This is a genomic window from Georgenia satyanarayanai (assembly GCF_009193135.1).
Classification (GTDB): domain Bacteria; phylum Actinomycetota; class Actinomycetes; order Actinomycetales; family Actinomycetaceae; genus Oceanitalea; species Oceanitalea satyanarayanai.
In genome coordinates, this window is record NZ_VUKC01000002.1 from 421,457 (window position 1) to 436,476 (window position 15,020).

12 protein-coding genes are annotated in these 15,020 nt (G+C 71.4%); 7 read left to right on the top strand and 5 right to left on the bottom strand.

Translation table 11 applies throughout. The features are described 5' to 3' along the window. Positions 1-4 precede the first annotated feature (4 nt). Positions 5-778 (bottom strand): 3-ketoacyl-ACP reductase, encoded by a 774-nt coding sequence (locus tag GD632_RS04515; RefSeq protein ID WP_152189152.1) that lies wholly within the window; start codon positions 776-778, stop codon positions 5-7. A gap of 419 nt (positions 779-1,197) precedes the next feature. Here GD632_RS04515 and GD632_RS04520 point away from each other — a divergent pair, with 419 nt between their 5' ends. Genes GD632_RS04520 through GD632_RS04540 form a run of 5 tightly spaced genes read left to right on the top strand, consistent with a single transcriptional unit; the run spans position 1,198 to position 5,881 of the window. Beyond that, the gene (locus GD632_RS04520; RefSeq protein WP_152189154.1) at positions 1,198-2,427 is read left to right on the top strand and encodes an amino acid ABC transporter substrate-binding protein; all 1,230 of its coding nucleotides are present in this window, start codon (positions 1,198-1,200) and stop codon (positions 2,425-2,427) included. Between the two features lie 7 nt (positions 2,428-2,434). After that, on the top strand, positions 2,435-3,319 hold the full coding sequence (locus GD632_RS04525; protein ID WP_152189156.1) for a branched-chain amino acid ABC transporter permease: 885 nt from the start codon (positions 2,435-2,437) through the stop codon (positions 3,317-3,319). Beyond that, on the top strand, positions 3,303-4,418 hold the full coding sequence (locus GD632_RS04530; RefSeq protein WP_226924561.1) for a branched-chain amino acid ABC transporter permease: 1,116 nt from the start codon (positions 3,303-3,305) through the stop codon (positions 4,416-4,418). The genes GD632_RS04525 and GD632_RS04530 overlap by 17 nt, the downstream gene beginning before the upstream one ends. Next, positions 4,405-5,154 carry an ABC transporter ATP-binding protein gene (locus GD632_RS04535; RefSeq protein WP_152189158.1) on the top strand — a complete coding sequence of 250 codons (750 nt, stop codon included), beginning with the start codon at positions 4,405-4,407 and terminating at the stop codon, positions 5,152-5,154. The genes GD632_RS04530 and GD632_RS04535 overlap by 14 nt, the downstream gene beginning before the upstream one ends. Further along, positions 5,144-5,881, top strand: coding sequence for an ABC transporter ATP-binding protein (locus tag GD632_RS04540; RefSeq protein ID WP_152189161.1), 738 nt, complete (start codon positions 5,144-5,146; stop codon positions 5,879-5,881). The genes GD632_RS04535 and GD632_RS04540 overlap by 11 nt, the downstream gene beginning before the upstream one ends. Before the next feature lie 77 nt (positions 5,882-5,958). Here the strand turns inward: GD632_RS04540 and GD632_RS04545 are convergent, their stop codons facing one another. Further along, positions 5,959-7,023 carry an App1 family protein gene (locus GD632_RS04545; RefSeq protein WP_152189163.1) on the bottom strand — a complete coding sequence of 355 codons (1,065 nt, stop codon included), beginning with the start codon at positions 7,021-7,023 and terminating at the stop codon, positions 5,959-5,961. A gap of 65 nt (positions 7,024-7,088) precedes the next feature. Continuing rightward, a complete protein-coding gene (locus GD632_RS04550) occupies positions 7,089-7,322 on the bottom strand; it encodes a DUF6458 family protein (protein WP_152189165.1) in 234 nt (77 codons plus the stop codon). Positions 7,323-7,471: 149 nt separating this feature from the next. Here GD632_RS04550 and GD632_RS04555 point away from each other — a divergent pair, with 149 nt between their 5' ends. Then, complete coding sequence (locus GD632_RS04555; RefSeq protein ID WP_152189168.1) at positions 7,472-11,944, top strand: lamin tail domain-containing protein; 4,473 nt, start codon at positions 7,472-7,474, stop codon at positions 11,942-11,944. 83 nt (positions 11,945-12,027) lie between these two features. Here the strand turns inward: GD632_RS04555 and pgm are convergent, their stop codons facing one another. Next, a complete protein-coding gene (gene pgm / locus GD632_RS04560; RefSeq protein WP_152189170.1) occupies positions 12,028-13,707 on the bottom strand; it encodes a phosphoglucomutase (alpha-D-glucose-1,6-bisphosphate-dependent) in 1,680 nt (559 codons plus the stop codon). Between the two features lie 139 nt (positions 13,708-13,846). Between pgm and GD632_RS04565 the strand changes: the two genes are divergently transcribed. Then, positions 13,847-14,197, top strand: coding sequence for a rhodanese-like domain-containing protein (locus tag GD632_RS04565; RefSeq protein ID WP_152189173.1), 351 nt, complete (start codon positions 13,847-13,849; stop codon positions 14,195-14,197). Here the strand turns inward: GD632_RS04565 and GD632_RS04570 are convergent. Beyond that, positions 14,194-15,006, bottom strand: a complete 813-nt coding sequence (locus GD632_RS04570) for an alpha/beta fold hydrolase (protein WP_193311336.1) — start codon at positions 15,004-15,006, stop codon at positions 14,194-14,196. The genes GD632_RS04565 and GD632_RS04570 overlap by 4 nt on opposite strands. Between the last annotated feature and the right edge of the window lie 14 nt (positions 15,007-15,020).

A 15,020-nucleotide genomic window follows, 5' to 3' on the forward strand; every position in this document is an offset into this window, starting at 1 on the left:
CTCGTCACAGGGTGGGGATGTGCATGCCGCCGTCGACGTTGACGACGTCGCCGGTGGAGTAGGGCATCTGGCCGGCGACGAGCTGGGCGACGGCACCGCCGACGTCGGAGGGCCGGCCCCAGCGCGGGATCGGTGCGCCGCCGCCGGCGAAGAAGGCGTCGTACTTCTCGGTGACGCCGGCCGTCATGTCGGTGGCGATGATCCCGGGGCGGACCTCGTAGACGAGGATCCCCTCGGGGGCCAGGCGCGCGGCCCACAGCTGGGTGGACATCGCCATGCCGGCCTTGGAGAGGCAGTACTCGCCGCGGTTCGTCGAGACGGTGACGGCGGAGGTCGAGGAGACGTTGACGATCGTGCCGACGGGTGCCTCGGGCAGCGCGGTCATCTCTCCCCGACGCTCGACCATCGTCCGGGCGACGAGCTGGGTGAGGAAGTAGGGGCCGCGCAGGTTGATGTCCATGACGCGGTCGTAGCTCTTCGGGGTCGCGACGAGGATGTCGTCGCGGACCGTGGGAGCCACGCCGGCGTTGTTGACGAGGACGTCGATGCGCCCCCACCGCTCGAGGGTGGCGGCGACGTAGCGCCCGTGGTCGGCGAGCTTGGCGACCGAGCCGCGGACGTAGATCGCCTCCCCTCGCTCGCGGAGCTCGGCCATGAGCTCGGCCGGCTCCTCGCGGGTGGCGAGGATCGCGACGGCGTACCCCTCGTCGAGCAGCCGGGTGGTGATGCCCAGCCCGATGCCGCGGTTGCCCCCGGTCACCATCGCTACCTTCGGCACGTCTCATCCTCTCCGTCGAGTGTGGGGCGGCCAGCGCCGCCCGGCCATCATGGCCCACCCGCGACCCCGATGGCAAGCGCTTTCCCGCGAGGCGGCTCGCGCGGGTTCGCGGCGGCCCTCTCGCACGGTCGGGAGGTGGCGCTACCGATGGGCTGACCGGCGTGCGGTGGGTGATCGGTCGTTGCGAACAGAACCCGCCCGCCGGGAGCGGCCGCGCTGGCGGCGGTGACGACTCGGCTCCCGGCGGTCGTGGTGGGGAGAGGGGATGCGTTTTCCCTCAGTTGCGGCGCGGAATAGTGCGGGTTCGGAGCCGCCGGAGTGATCACGATCACGCAACACCCTTGCGCGGTGGGCGCCGGAGCCCGTACTGTCCGGAAAGCGCTTTCGAGAGCGCGTCCGGAACCAATGAAGGAGGACGGATGTCAACGAAGCGGTTGACCCGGGGGATCGCAGCAGGTGCGGTGGCCATGCTCGCGCTGGCGGCCTGCGGGGACGGCGGAGGCAGCGACACCGGCGACGGTGGCGGCTCCGAGGACCCCATCGTCATCGGTGTCTCGCTCCCGCTGACCGGTGACTTCGCCGAGCCCGGCAAGGGCGTCGAGCGGGGCTACGAGACCTGGGCGCAGGTGACCAACGACAACGGCGGGCTGCTCGGCCGGCAGGTCGAGCTCAAGATCCTCGACGACGCCTCGGACGCCGCCCGTGTCGTCTCCGACTACGAGTCCCTCATCGCCCAGGAGGGGGTCGACCTCCTCTTCGGCCCGTTCTCCACCCGCCTCGTCGTGCCCGCCTCCCGCGTGGCCTCCGAGTACGGGATGCTCTTCGTCGAGCCGGCCGCGGCCGCCGCCGAGGTCTTCGAGAACGGCTTCGAGAACATCTTCTACGCGGCACCGGCCATCGCACCGGACCACTACAACAACCTCGTCGAGCACATCCTCGCGATGCCCGAGGGGGAGCGGCCGCAGACCATGGCCGTCGCCGCCATGGACGACCCCTTCGCGCAGGGCACCGCCTACGGCCTGCGGGACAAGCTCGTCGAGGCGGGCGTGGAGCTCGTCGTCGACGAGGTCTACCCGCCCAACCAGACGGACTTCAACGCCATCGCCGCGAAGATCGCCGACGCGGACCCCGACCTCGTCGTCGGCGGCACGCAGTACCAGGACGCGGTCAACCTCATCCTCGCGCTGCAGCAGCTCAACTACCAGCCGCGCATGGCCGCCTTCTCCACGGCACCCACCAACCCCGAGTTCCCCGAGGCGATCGGCGGGGCCGTCGAGGGCATCCTGTCCCCGACCGGTTACTCCAACCAGGCCGACTGGCCCTCCAACGAGGAGTTCGTCGCGGCCCACGTCGAGCTGCACGGCGAGGAGCCGCAGGAGGACGAGGCAAACGCCTACACGACCGGCCAGGTCGTCGCGGCCGCCGTCGAGGAGGTCGGCTGCGCCGAGCAGGGCGAGTGCCAGCAGCAGCTCATCGACTACCTGCGGGGCGCGACCGTCGACACCGTCGTCGGGCCCCTCGCCTGGGACGAGGCCGGCCGCCCCAACGGGGCGCACATGATCCTGCAGTACGTCGACGGCGAGATCGCCATCGTCCTGCCGGGAGACACGGCCACGGCCGAGCTCGTCTACCCGAAGCCGGAGTGGTGACCCGACCGTGTCACTCATCTTCCAGAGCCTGATCCTGGGCGTGCTGCAAGGAGGGCTCTACGCCCTCCTTGCAGCAGGGCTCACGCTCTACTTCGGAGTCATGCGGGTGGTGATGCTCGCCCACGCGGCGTTCATCATCCTCGCCGGGTACATCGCGTGGCGTTTCTCCAGCTCCACCGGGCTGGACCCGATGCTCTCGCTCATCGGCACCGTCCCGCTGTTCTTCGTCCTCGGCTTCGTCATCCAGCGCTGGCTCATCAGCCGGCTCAAGCCGGCGACCATGACGATGATGTCGGTGCTCATCACCTTCGCGATCGCCCTCATCATCGAGGGCCTGCTCGGGATGATCTTCACCGGCACGCAGCGCCGCATCCAGCTGCCCTACGGGTCCTCGAGCGTCGATCTCCTCGGTGCCTCGATCCCCGTCGTGCAGATCATCTCCTTCGCGCTCGCGGGCTTCAGCCTCCTCGCGCTGTTCCTCGTGCTCAAGAGGACCCGCTTCGGCCGGGCGCTGCGCGCGACGATCCAGCACCGCGAGGCGGCCCAGCTCGTCGGCATCGACACCGACCGGACGGCCGGGCTCGGCTTCGGCCTGGGCCTGGCGACGGCGGCGGTCGGCGGGACGGCGCTCGCGCTCAACCAGACGATCTTCCCCTCGCTGCACTGGCACTGGATCGGCCCGCTCATGGCGATCATCGTCGTCGGCGGCCTGGGCTCGATCCCGGGCGCGGCCATCGCGGCCCTGCTCCTCGGGGTGCTGCGGGTCATGGCGGAGCTGCTCCCGGGCGTCACGCCGACCCTGGCGCAGACCATCTTCTACCTGGCCCTCTTCCTCACCCTCATGGTGCGGCCGCAGGGATTCTTCGGAGGTCGCCTTGCTCAGCGTTTCTGACCGGACCAAGTCCCTGCCCGCGCGCAGCCTCGCGGCCGGCGGCGGCAGCACGAGCCGGCTGCGGCCGGTCGTCCTCGTCGCGGTCGTCATCGTCGTGCTCGCGCTGTGGCCCTCGATCGCTCCCAACCCGTACATGGTGAGCGCCGGCGTCATTGTCCTCAACTACGCGGTCTTCGCGACCGGGTGGAACATCATGGGCGGCTTCACCGGCTACATCTCCCTGGGCCACGCCGCGTTCTTCGGGCTCGGCTCCTACGGGACGGCGCTCCTCGTCATCCACACCGGGATGAACTGGCTGCTCGCCGCGCTCGTCGCCGCCCTGGCGACGGCGGTGCTCACCATCCCGGTCGGCTTCGCCGCGCTGCGGGTGCGGGGCTCGTCCTTCGTCATCGTGACCATCGCCCTCGTGCTCGTCCTCCAGCTGCTCTTCCAGAGCTGGAGCACGGTGACGGGTGGGTCGGCGGGTCTCGTCGTCCCGCGGCCGTTCCCGGACATGCTCCGGCCCGAGCACCACGAGACCTTCTTCTACATCTTCCTCGCGCTGCTCGCCGTCACGCTCCTCACCTGGACCCTCATCGACCGTTCGCGCTTCGGTGCGGCGCTCAAGACCGTGCGTGAGGACGAGGACAAGGCCGAGTCCCTCGGGGCCCCGACGAGCAGGCTCAAGCTCGTCGCCTTCGTCGTCTCCGCCTTCTTCGTGGCGGTGGCCGGCGGGTTCTACGCCCTGTGGTTCGGCGACCTCGACCCGATCTTCCAGTTCGACATCGTCCTGGGCTCCACGGTCGTCCTCATGGCGCTCCTCGGCGGGGTGCGGTTCCTCTTCGGGCCGCTGCTCGGCGCGATCGTCGTCGGGGCGGCCCTGGAGTACTTCGTCCTCAACTACGGGCAGTCCCAGTTCCACCTCGTCGCCACCGGTCTGCTCCTCGGGCTCGTCGTCCTCTTCCTTCCCGACGGCGTCCTCACCGGTGCGTCGCAGCTGCTGCGCCGCCTCGGTCCCCAGAGCTCCTCGATCCGCGAGGTCTCCGCCGAGGAGCTGCGCCAGCAGCAGGACGCCACGAAGTCCACGACCAAGGAGGCAGACAGCGATGACCGCGGCTGACACGACCGCCGTCCTGCGCACGGACGGGCTCACCAAGTCCTTCGGTGGCGTCCACGCCGTCGACGACGCGACGACGGAGTTCCACGAGGGCAAGATCAACGGGCTCATCGGCCCCAACGGCTCGGGCAAGACGACGTTCTTCAACTGCGTCACCGGCATGATCCGCCCCGACTCCGGGACCGTGACCATGCACGGCAAGGACGTCACCCGCTGGGCCCCGCACAAGATCGCGCGGTCGGGTCTCGGCCGCAGCTTCCAGCTGTGCCGGGTGTTCCCGCGGATGACCGTGCTGGAGAACATGCTCGTCGCGGTGCAGCCGCGCACGCTCGGGGAGTACCTCGGCAACACGCGCAGCCCCGAGACCGTCGAGAAGGCGCGGGCCATGCTCGCCCGGGTGGGGATCGACCACCTCGAGGCCTCCGAGGCCCGCGACATCTCCTACGGGCAGCAGAAGCTCCTCGAGCTCGGCTCCACGCTCATGACCGACCCGCCCTTCGTCATGCTCGACGAGCCGGCCGGTGGCGTGAACCCCTCCCTCATCGAGCGGATCGCCCTGCTCGTGCGGGAGCTCAACGACGAGGGCACGACCTTCCTCATCGTCGAGCACAACATGGAGCTCATCATGAGCCTGTGCGACCACATCGTGGTCTTCGACCGCGGCCGGCCGATCGCGACGGGCACCCCCGACGTCGTGAAGTCCGACCCGAAGGTGCTGGAGGCATACCTTGGCGTCTGACATCGTCCTCGAGCTCGACGACATCCAGGCCGGCTACGGCAAGGCGGCGCTCGTCCTGCGTGGCCTGTCGGTGCAGGTCCGGCGCGGCGAGGTGGTCTGCCTCGTCGGACCCAACGGCGCGGGCAAGTCCACCGTCCTCAAGGTGGCCAGCGGCATGCTCAAGCCCCGCCAGGGCACCATCACCCTCAACGGCAAGGACGTCACCGGTCAGGGCCCGCAGCAGCTGCTGCGCGGCGGCCTGTCCCACGTCCTCCAGGGGCACTCCGTGTTCAAGGAGATGACCGTCGAGGAGAACATCATGCTCGGCGGCTACTCCCTCAAGGACCAGTCGGTCCTGCCGGAGCGCTGCGACTACGTCAAGGAGATCTTCCCGCTCGTCGGGGAGCGCTGGACCGACACCGCGGGCCTGCTCTCGGGCGGCCAGCAGAAGCAGGTGGAGTTCGCCCGCGCGCTCGTCATCCGGCCCGACGTCGTCCTCCTCGACGAGCCGTCGATGGGGCTGGACCCCAAGCGGGTGACGACGATCTTCGAGCAGGTCGACATCATGCGGAAGGCTGGGGTCGCCGTGCTGCTCGTCGAGCAGAACGCCCGCCGGGCCCTGGAGATGGCCGACATCGGCTGCGTGCTCGACCTCGGGCGGGTCTTCGCCACCGGGCCGGCGCGCGAGCTGCTCGCCGACCCCAAGCTCAGCGACCTCTACCTGGGCGGCCGCCCCGCGACCACCTGACCCGATCCCGTCCCCGCGGTTCGCGCCGGCAGCTGTTCCTGGAACGGCTCAGCTCTCGGCGCGAGCCGGAGGCGGGGCTAGGGGAGGTGGGGGCGCAGCCGGTCCCAGAGGGCCTCGCCGTCGCCGGCGTGGACGACCGGAGCCTGCGGGCCCTCGGTCAGCCGCCCGTCCTCGTCCCGGTTGCCCTCCAGCGCCTGGGGCGTGCCGTGCGAGAGCACGTGCTCACCCGGTGTCAGCTGGCGAATTGCGACGGCGGCGACGCGGTCGGGGTGCTCGCGGGCGAGCTCGGAGTAGATCTCGGGGTCGTGCTGGCCGTCGTCGCCCACGAGCAGCCACCGGATCTCCGGGAAGTCGATGAGGAGGCGCCGCAGCGTCGTGCGCTTGTGCTCCTGGCCGCTGCGGAACCAGCCGGTGTTGGTCGGCCCCCAGTCCGTCATGAGCATGGGCCCGGCCGGGAGACCGCTCCGGCGGAAGAAGCGCTCGAGCGCGGGAACGACGTTCCACGCCCCGGTCGACAGGTAGAGCACCGGCGCCCCCGGGTGGGCTGCCTGCACCTGCCGGAAGAGCTCAGCCATCCCCGGTACGGCCTGCCGGGTGCTCGTGTGCCGGACGAAGGTGTTCCACGCCGCGATCAGCGGGCGGGGAACACGGGTGACCATGACGGTGTCGTCGATGTCGCTGATGACACCGAAGCGGGTGTCCGCACCGATGACGAGCACCCGCGCCGTCACCGGCCGAGCGCCGCGCGCCCGGACCGTGACGTCGTGCCACCCCGGCGGGAGGCCGTGGTCGGGGACGAGCAGGTCGAGGTAGCCGCCGCGGTTCACCCGGCCCCGGTGCGTGCGGTCGCCGATCTGGACGACGACGGGCAGGTAGGCGACGGGCGTGGTGAGGAAGGAGCGCCAGCCGCGTTCGGCCTCCTGCGCCTCCTCGAGCTCGGGCTCGGTGGCGCCCACGTCGGCGGCGGCCGTGTCGCCGTCGTCCTCCTTGAGGAGCACGCGGGCGAGGACCCGCAGCCGGTCCGGGGTGCCGAAACCGGTGTAGGTGATCGTCGTGGGGCGCCAGCCGCGGCGGCGGAGCAGAGGGGTCAGACGGCGGTAGAGACCGTCCTCGAGCGAGGATCCGAGGGAGGGGCGAGCCATGGGGTCGACCGTAGAGGAGCGCGCAGCGGCCCGCGCCCCGGGGAGGGACGCGGGCCGCGTGGAGGTCAGCGCACCGGCGGCGGGGGGTCGCCGATGTCGCGTCGCTCCACGTACGCGGTGTGGCTGGTGTTGCGGCGCTGACGCTGCATGGCGAAGGCGAGCACGAGGGCGAGCGCGCCGACCGCCATGAGGATGTAGCCGATGATCTGGATGTTGAAGACCTCCCAGGTGTCCGGGCTCAGTCCGAAGGCGAGGATCGCGCCGACCACGATGAGGAAGATTCCTCCGCCGATTCCCATGACTCATCCTTTCGTTGAGGTGCCCCGAGTCTGGCGGTGAGCCCCTGCTCGCGCACGTCGAACCGTGCGGTCGCCTCCCGTTCACCGGAAGGTCACCGGTCTCCCCTACGGTCTGGCTGCCCCTGCCAGACCCTAGGAAGTCGAGGCTCATGACAGCCCACCACACCCGCCGCGCGGCGGTCGCGACGACGGCGCTCGCCGCACTGACGCTCGGGACACTCGTCGCCCCCGTCGCTGCGGCCCCCGCCGACAGCTGGCCGCTCGTGGTCACGGAGATCGTGCCGAACCCGGACAGCTACGACCACTTCGAGTACTTCGAGGTCACCAACCCCACGGACGCCGACGTCACTGTCGGGGAGGGCGGCTACACCTTCTCCTACGCCTTCGAGGACAACGCCGACGGCGGCAACAGCGTTCCGCTCGAGGCACCGGCCGGCACGGTGGTGCCCGCCGGTGGGACGGTCGTCCTCTGGCTCTCCTACGAGAGCGGGGACGGGAACGTCAACTCCTTCGCCTACGACGAGGACGACTTCCGGGCGTTCTGGGCCGAGCGTGGCGGGTCCGCCGAGACCTACGACGTCGTGCGGGTGACCGGCCAGCCCGGCATGGCCAACGGCGGCAACCGCAGCATCCGCATCACGGATCGCGACGGTGTGGTCGTCGGGTGGTCCTTCTACCCCTCCGGCTCCACCGGCATCGACCAGGCGGCGCAGTTCCGCGTGCCGGCCGACGCCGCGACGCGGTCGATGGAGCTTCTGGCCGGCCCGGCCGCCGTGTCGCCCGGCGTCGTGGACGCGGCCCAGCTCGAGGACCGCGGCGGTGAGGAGCCGGAGCAGCCCGAGGAGCCCGAGCAGCCCGAGGAGCCCATCAGGTCGATCCCCGCGCTGCCGGCCGACTCCCGCGTCGGCAACCTCATGCTCACCGAGCTCGTCGTCGACTCCCAGAACGTCGGTCCGAGTGACGGGTACGAGTACATCGAGGTCTACAACACGACGACGGAGCCGATCGACTTCTCCGACTACCAGCTCCGCTACCAGTACCCCGACAGCGGCAGCTCCGCGCTGTGGCCGGCGGAGCCCGCCGACACGGTCGTCGCGCCCGGTGAGGCCGTCGTCATCTGGGTGAAGAACGGCGCCAACGACGATCTCACCCGCGCCGACTTCAACGCCTTCTGGGGCACCGCGGTCCCCGAGGGCCGGATCCTCGAGACCCACGTCGGAGGCATGGCCAACGGCAGCGCCCGCGGCATGGAGATCATGACCGCGACCGGCGTCACGGTCAGTGAGGGCTTCTACAACATGGGCGGCGTGCGCGACGTCCAGACCGATCAGGGCCTGACCTACGCCGCCGACCCCGCAGACTTCTCCCAGCAGAGGCTCCTCGGCTCCCGCCCCGCGAGCCCGGGCGCCGTGGACGCCGACCAGGTCCCCGCCGAGCTCACCGCGATGACGCCGGACACGGTCGCGCCGCGGGTCGCCGACACCACGCCGGGCACCATCGACCCGGCGCAGGACTTCACGGCCGCGGCGACGATCACCGACGACACCCTCGTGCGGAGCGTCACCCTGCAGCTGCGCTCGGACATCGACGAGGAGTTCAGCGACCACAGCCTCCTCGTCGGGGAGGGCGACTCCTACGCGCACACCGTCCGCGCCGTCGACCTCACCGGCAAGAAGTACTACGAGTACCGCTTCGTCGCCTCGGACGGCACGAACGAGACGGTCGGGGACGTCGTCCGCGTGGACGTCGAGGGCACCTCGACCGACCCGGTGCGGCTGAGCGTCACGGACGGGGACGTGGTGTCCGGCACCACGACCGTCTCCGCGGCGGGCGACAGCTATCCCGCGGACATCGCGCTCTCGATCGACGACGAGGTCCGCACCCCGACCACCGCCCAGCTCGAGAGCTCACCGGTCTTCGCCGTCGAGGTCACGGCGACGGACGACCGCTTCCGCAACGCCGTCGTCATGCCGGGCGAGGGCGAGACCCCTGACCAGCAGTGCAAGTCCGGGCGGGTGCTGACGATCTTCGAGCGCGGCACCTACTCCGAGATCGAGACCGTCACAGCGGAGATCCCGCTCACGGACGTCGTCCAGGGCGAGGAGCTCACCGTCATCGTGTCCGCCGGCACCAAGGCCTGGCCGTGCGAGGACGACAACGAGAACAACGACGACTACACCATCAGCGCGCCGCGGCTCATCCTGCCCGACGGCCGCACCCTCCAGCCGGCCGGCTACGAGGGCGGCAACATCCCCATGGGCGACACCAACGACAGCAAGTACGACAACTACCCCGCGGTGTTCACCATCCCCGACGACGCGTACGTCGCCCAGGGCTACGCCTGGGACACCACCGACGTCGAGGACGGCACCCACACGGTCAGCGCGACCGACGGTGAGCTCACCGCCGCAGCAGACGTCGTCGTCGACAACACCGCCCCGGAGGTGACGCCCGCGTTCACGGCCGCATCACGGACCGAGGACCGGCTCCAGGGCCGGATCGTCCTGGACGCGGTGATCACCGACGCCACCACCGAGGTGGTGGACGTCGTCGCCACGCTCGACGGCGAGGTCGTCGAGCTGCCGCAGGAGACCTCCTCGACCGAGCTCCCCGCCGGTGAGCACACGCTCGTCGTCACGGCGACGGACACGGCCGGCAACGTCGGCGAGATGACCGAGACCTTCACGACGCCGGAGGAGGACCCGACGGTCGAGCTCCTCACGCCCCTGGACGGGGCAGAGGTCACGGCCCCCGCGGTGGAGCTCGCCGCGCAGGTCACCGACGAGGCGGGCGACGAGCTCGACGTCGTCTTCCGCGAGGCCTACACCTACGACGCCACCGACGCCGCGATCACCGTCTCCTCCGGGGAGACCCGCGACGCGCTCGCGACGGAGCGCGACGGCGTCGAGCTCGACGCGGAGCAGCGTGCGGCCCTGCGCGCCGTCGACGGTGAGTCCGTGGGCCTGAGCAGCGCCGACGCCCTGCCGTACCAGACCTTCGACGTCGCGGTGCCGGAGGGCTCCGGCGACGACGCCTCGGTGCGAGTCACCTGGGACGGCTCGGCCAACGCGTCGGCCAAGGTCCTGCTCCACGTGTGGAACACCGCCGAGGAGGCCTGGGAGGAGGTCGACCGTCACGTGACGACCGACGCCGAGGACTTCAGCCTCACGGCGGACGTCCCGACCGCCGACCACCTCGTCGAGGGCACGGCGCGCTTCCTCGTCCAGCACTCCGAGGGCTGGGCGGGGGAGAACCTCAGCGACCGCGAGACGGTCGTCGAGCCCGCGCACCCGGAGGACACCCCGCGTGACGAGTACGACTTCTCCCTCGCGTGGGAGTCGGACACGCAGTACTACAACGAGGAGTTCTACGAGCACCAGCTCTCGATCCACGAGTACCTGCTCGACCAGCGTGAGGACGTCAACCTCCAGTACCTCTTCCACACCGGCGACATCGTCGACAACTTCGACCAGCCCTACCAGTGGGCGAACGCCAACCCCGCCTACGCGATGCTCGACGACGCGGGCCTTCCGTACGGCGTGCTCGCGGGCAACCACGACGTCGGGAACTTCGACAGCGACTGGACCGCCTACTCCGAGCACTTCGGGGAGTGGCGCTTCGCGGACAACCCCTGGTACGGCGGCTCCTACCAGGACAACCGCGGTCACTACGACCTGTTCACGGCCGGCGGCATCGACTTCGTCGTCGTGTCCATGGGCTGGGACCCGGGTGACGAGGAGATCGCGTGGATGAACGAGGTGCTCGCGCAGTACCCCGAGCGCGTGGGCATCATCAACCTGCACGAGTACCTGCTCACCACCGGTGGGCTGGGGCCGATCCCGCAGCAGATCCAGGACGAGGTCGTCGCGACCAACGCGAACGTCTCCATGGTCATGTCCGGGCACTACCACGACGCCTACACCCGGTACGACTCGTTCGACGACGACGGTGACGGCGTCGAGGACCGCACGGTCACCCAGATGCTCTTCGACTACCAGGGCCTGCCCGAGGGCGGCCAGGGCTTCCTGCGGCTCCTCCAGTTCGACAACGAGGACGAGGAGATCCGGGTGCGGACCTACTCCCCGTCGCTCGAGGTCTACAACTCGGACCACGAGTCCCTCGAGCTGGAGAACCAGGACTTCGTCATCAGCTACGAGACGGCGGGCATCGTCAGCCGCGTCAAGGAGCTGAGCACCGACGCGTTCGCCGCCGAGGTCCTCACCGACACGGAGATCCCCGCCGGCTCGGAGCAGGCGATCGCCAGGCTGACCGACGTCCCGAGCGGTGCCGTCGTCACGGCGTCGTGGGTGCCGACGGACGGCACGCACTCCTGGTACGTCACGGCAACCGACGCGCACGGCGGCGAGGTGGACTCCGAGGTCCGTTCCCTCACCTTCACCCAGGTGCCGCACGACTCGGACGACGACACCCCCGGCGGCCCCGGGGACGGCCCCGGTGGCGACGGACCCGGCGACGACGGGTCGGGCGGCGACGGGTCGGGCGGCGGCTCGAGCGGGGGCAGGCTGCCCTCGACCGGCGCGTCCGTGGCCCTCGCGGGCCTGGCCGTCCTGCTCCTCCTGGGCGCCGGTGCGGCGACCAGGCGCCTGAGCACGCGCGCCTGAGACTGCGAAGGCCCGGACCCCGGTGGATGCGGGGTCCGGGCCTTCGTGCACCCGGCGCGGTGCTCAGCTCGTGACGGCGGTCCTCACGCCAGGGCGGTGTCGACGACCGCCTTCGCCTCGGCCTGGACCTGGGCGAGGTGCTCCTCGCCGCGGAAGGACTCGGCGTAGATCTTGTAGACGTCCTCGGTGCCGGAGGGGCGCGCGGCGAACCACGCGCTCTCGGTCGTCACCTTGAGCCCGCCGATCGCGGCGTCGTTGCCCGGTGCCCGCACCAGCCGGCCGGTGATCTCCTCCCCGGCGAGCGTCGTCGCCGTCACCTGCTCCGGGCTGAGCGCCGCCAGCCGCGCCTTCTGCTCGCGGGTGGCTGGGGCGTCGATGCGCGCGTAGGCGGAGGCGCCGAAGCGCTCGACCTGCTCCTCGTGGAGCTGGCTCGGGCTGCGGCCGGTGACCGCGAGGATCTCCGAGGCGAGCAGGCCCAGGATGATGCCGTCCTTGTCCGTGGTCCACACCGAGCCGTCGCGGCGCAGGAAGGACGCGCCGGCCGACTCCTCCCCGCCGAACCCGACGGACGAGTCGAGCAGCCCCGGCACGAAGTACTTGAAGCCCACCGGCACCTCGAGCAGCCGCCGTCCCAGCCCGGCTGCGACGCGGTCGATGAGGGCGGAGGAGACGAGGGTCTTACCCACGGCGGCGGACTCGGGCCAGCCGGGCCGGTGGGCGAAGAGGTACTCGATCGCGACGGCGAGGAAGTGGTTGGGGTTCATCAGCCCGCCGTCGGGTGTGACGATCCCGTGCCGGTCGGAGTCGGCGTCGTTGCCGGTGGCGATGTCGTAGGGGGCCGGGCTTCCGTCCTCAGGGCGCATGACCCGGAGCAGCGAGGCCATCGCCGACGGCGAGGAGCAGTCCATCCGGATCTTGCCGTCCCAGTCGAGGGTCATGAACGACCACCGCGGGTCGACCTGCGGGTTGACCACGGTGAGGTCGAGGCCGTAGCGCTCGCCGATCGCGCCCCAGTACTCGACGGCGGCGCCGCCGAGCGGGTCCGCCCCGATGCGCACCCCGGCCCGGGCGATGGCCTCGAGGTCGACGACGTTGGTCAGGTCGTCGACGTACGCCGCGAGGAAGTCGTGGCCGCGGGTGGTCTCCGCGGCCAGCGCCCGCTCGAGCGGCATCCGCGGGACGGCGGCGACGCCGGAGCGGAGGATCTCGTTGGCGCGCGCGGCGATCCACGAGGTGGCGTCGGAGCCCGCGGGCCCACCGTGCGGCGGGTTGTACTTGAAGCCGCCGTCGCGGGGCGGGTTGTGGGAGGGGGTGACGACGATGCCGTCGGCACGGCCCGGGCCCTGGACGCGCACGCCGGCGGCCGTGCCGGCCCCGTTGGCGAGGAGGATCGCGTGGGAGACGGCGGGGGTGGGGGTGTAGGAGTCGCGGGCGTCGATGCGCAGCTCGACCCCGGCGGCGGCGAGGACCTCGACGGCGGTGCGCCACGCGGGCTCGGACAGCGCGTGGGTGTCACGGCCGATGAAGAGAGGGCCGTCGGTGCCCTGCGCCCGGCGGTACTCGACGATCGCCGCCGTCGTCGCGACGATGTGCGCCTCGGTGAAGGCGGAGTCCAGGCTCGAGCCGCGGTGGCCGGAGGTCCCGAAGACCACGTGCTGGGCAGGATCGTCCATGTCCGGCGTGCGGTCGTAGTACGCGGAGACGACCGCGTCGACGTCGATGAGGTCCTCGGGCAGGGCGGGGGTACCGGCGCGCTCGTGCATACCCCCGATCCTGCCACCCCGGCCGCGCGCCGTCCCGCCGATCGCGCCCGTCACGGTGGACCCGCGGGGCGCACGGTCGTGGGGGTGGGTGGCGGGTGCACCCGGGAGGGGAAGGGGTGACCGCGTTACCGTGGAACGCATGGACGACCTCGACCAGCCCAGTGACCTCACCGTCGCCGACCTCGACCGCTCGGCGCCCGTCCCGGCAGGCCACGCGGTCCTCGACGTGCGCGAGCAGGACGAGTGGGACGCCGGTCACGCCCCCGGCGCCGTCCACATCCCGCTCGGGGAGCTGCCCGCCCGCATCGACGAGCTGCCCGAGGAGGACCTCCTCGTCGTGTGCCGCTCCGGTGGCCGCTCGATGCGCGCGACCGCGTGGCTCAACCACTCCGGGTTCACCGCCCGCAACCTCGACGGCGGGATGCGGTCCTGGGCGGCCGCCGGCCTGCCGATGACCACCGACGACGGGCGCGAGCCCGCGATCGTCTAGTCGCTCGCGAGCCTGCTCAGCTCCTCGGCGAGCACCCGTGGGTCCTCGAGGTAGACCTCGTGGTGACCGGCGCGGTCGACGACGACCTTCGGGGTGCCGATGTCGGCCGCGAGCCGGTCCGCGATCTGCCCGAGCAGCGCGTCCGGCTCCCGGCCGACGGCGACGGTCGCCCGCGCGCCCCGCAGCGATCCCGGCTCGAAGGTGTGCCGGGTGATGACCCGGGTGTCGTCGCGCACGGCTGCCTCCGCGTTGCGCAGCTGGCGGGCGACGTCCGGGTCCTCCGGGTCGACGTCCTCGCCGAAGAGGATCGACAGGAGGACGAGGTGAGCACCGCGCCAGTCGCCCGGGTGCGCGGCGAGGTGCTCCTCGACGGGTGCGGTCAGCGCCCCGTGCAGGTCGGCGCCGTCGGGCAGCTCGAGGAGCGCCGCCGGCTCCCACGCGACCGCGCGCGTGACCAGCTCGGGGTGCCGGACGGCGAGCTCCAGGGCGATGATCCCGCCCGAGCTGAGCCCGAGGACGGTCGCCGGTGCCATCCGCCGCTCGGTGAGGAGCGTGGCCGCGTCGGCGACGTGCCGGGCGACTCCGCCCTCCGGCCAGCCCTCGCGGGTGCTGCCCCCGGTGCCACGCCGGTCGTACCACAGGACCCGGAAGCCCTCGCGGGCGAAGGCGGCGGCCTGGTCGTCGAGCATCTCGGCGTCCTCACCGGCGCCGTGGAGGAGCAGCAGCGGGCGCCCCTCACCCGTCTCCCTGCAGGCGATCCCCGTCGTCATGAGTGCCGCTCCCTCGCAGTCGGCCGGGAGCCGACGCACGGGCACATCATCCG

Coding starts and splice junctions, on each gene's coding strand:
- GD632_RS04520 (WP_152189154.1), top strand. CDS start 1,198: ATGTCAACGAAGCGGTTGACCCGGGGGATCGCAGCAGGTGCGGTGGCC.
- pgm (WP_152189170.1), bottom strand. CDS start 13,707: ATGCACGAGCGCGCCGGTACCCCCGCCCTGCCCGAGGACCTCATCGAC.
- GD632_RS04565 (WP_152189173.1), top strand. CDS start 13,847: ATGGACGACCTCGACCAGCCCAGTGACCTCACCGTCGCCGACCTCGAC.
- GD632_RS04550 (WP_152189165.1), bottom strand. CDS start 7,322: ATGGGAATCGGCGGAGGAATCTTCCTCATCGTGGTCGGCGCGATCCTC.
- GD632_RS04545 (WP_152189163.1), bottom strand. CDS start 7,023: ATGGCTCGCCCCTCCCTCGGATCCTCGCTCGAGGACGGTCTCTACCGC.
- GD632_RS04555 (WP_152189168.1), top strand. CDS start 7,472: ATGACAGCCCACCACACCCGCCGCGCGGCGGTCGCGACGACGGCGCTC.
- GD632_RS04535 (WP_152189158.1), top strand. CDS start 4,405: ATGACCGCGGCTGACACGACCGCCGTCCTGCGCACGGACGGGCTCACC.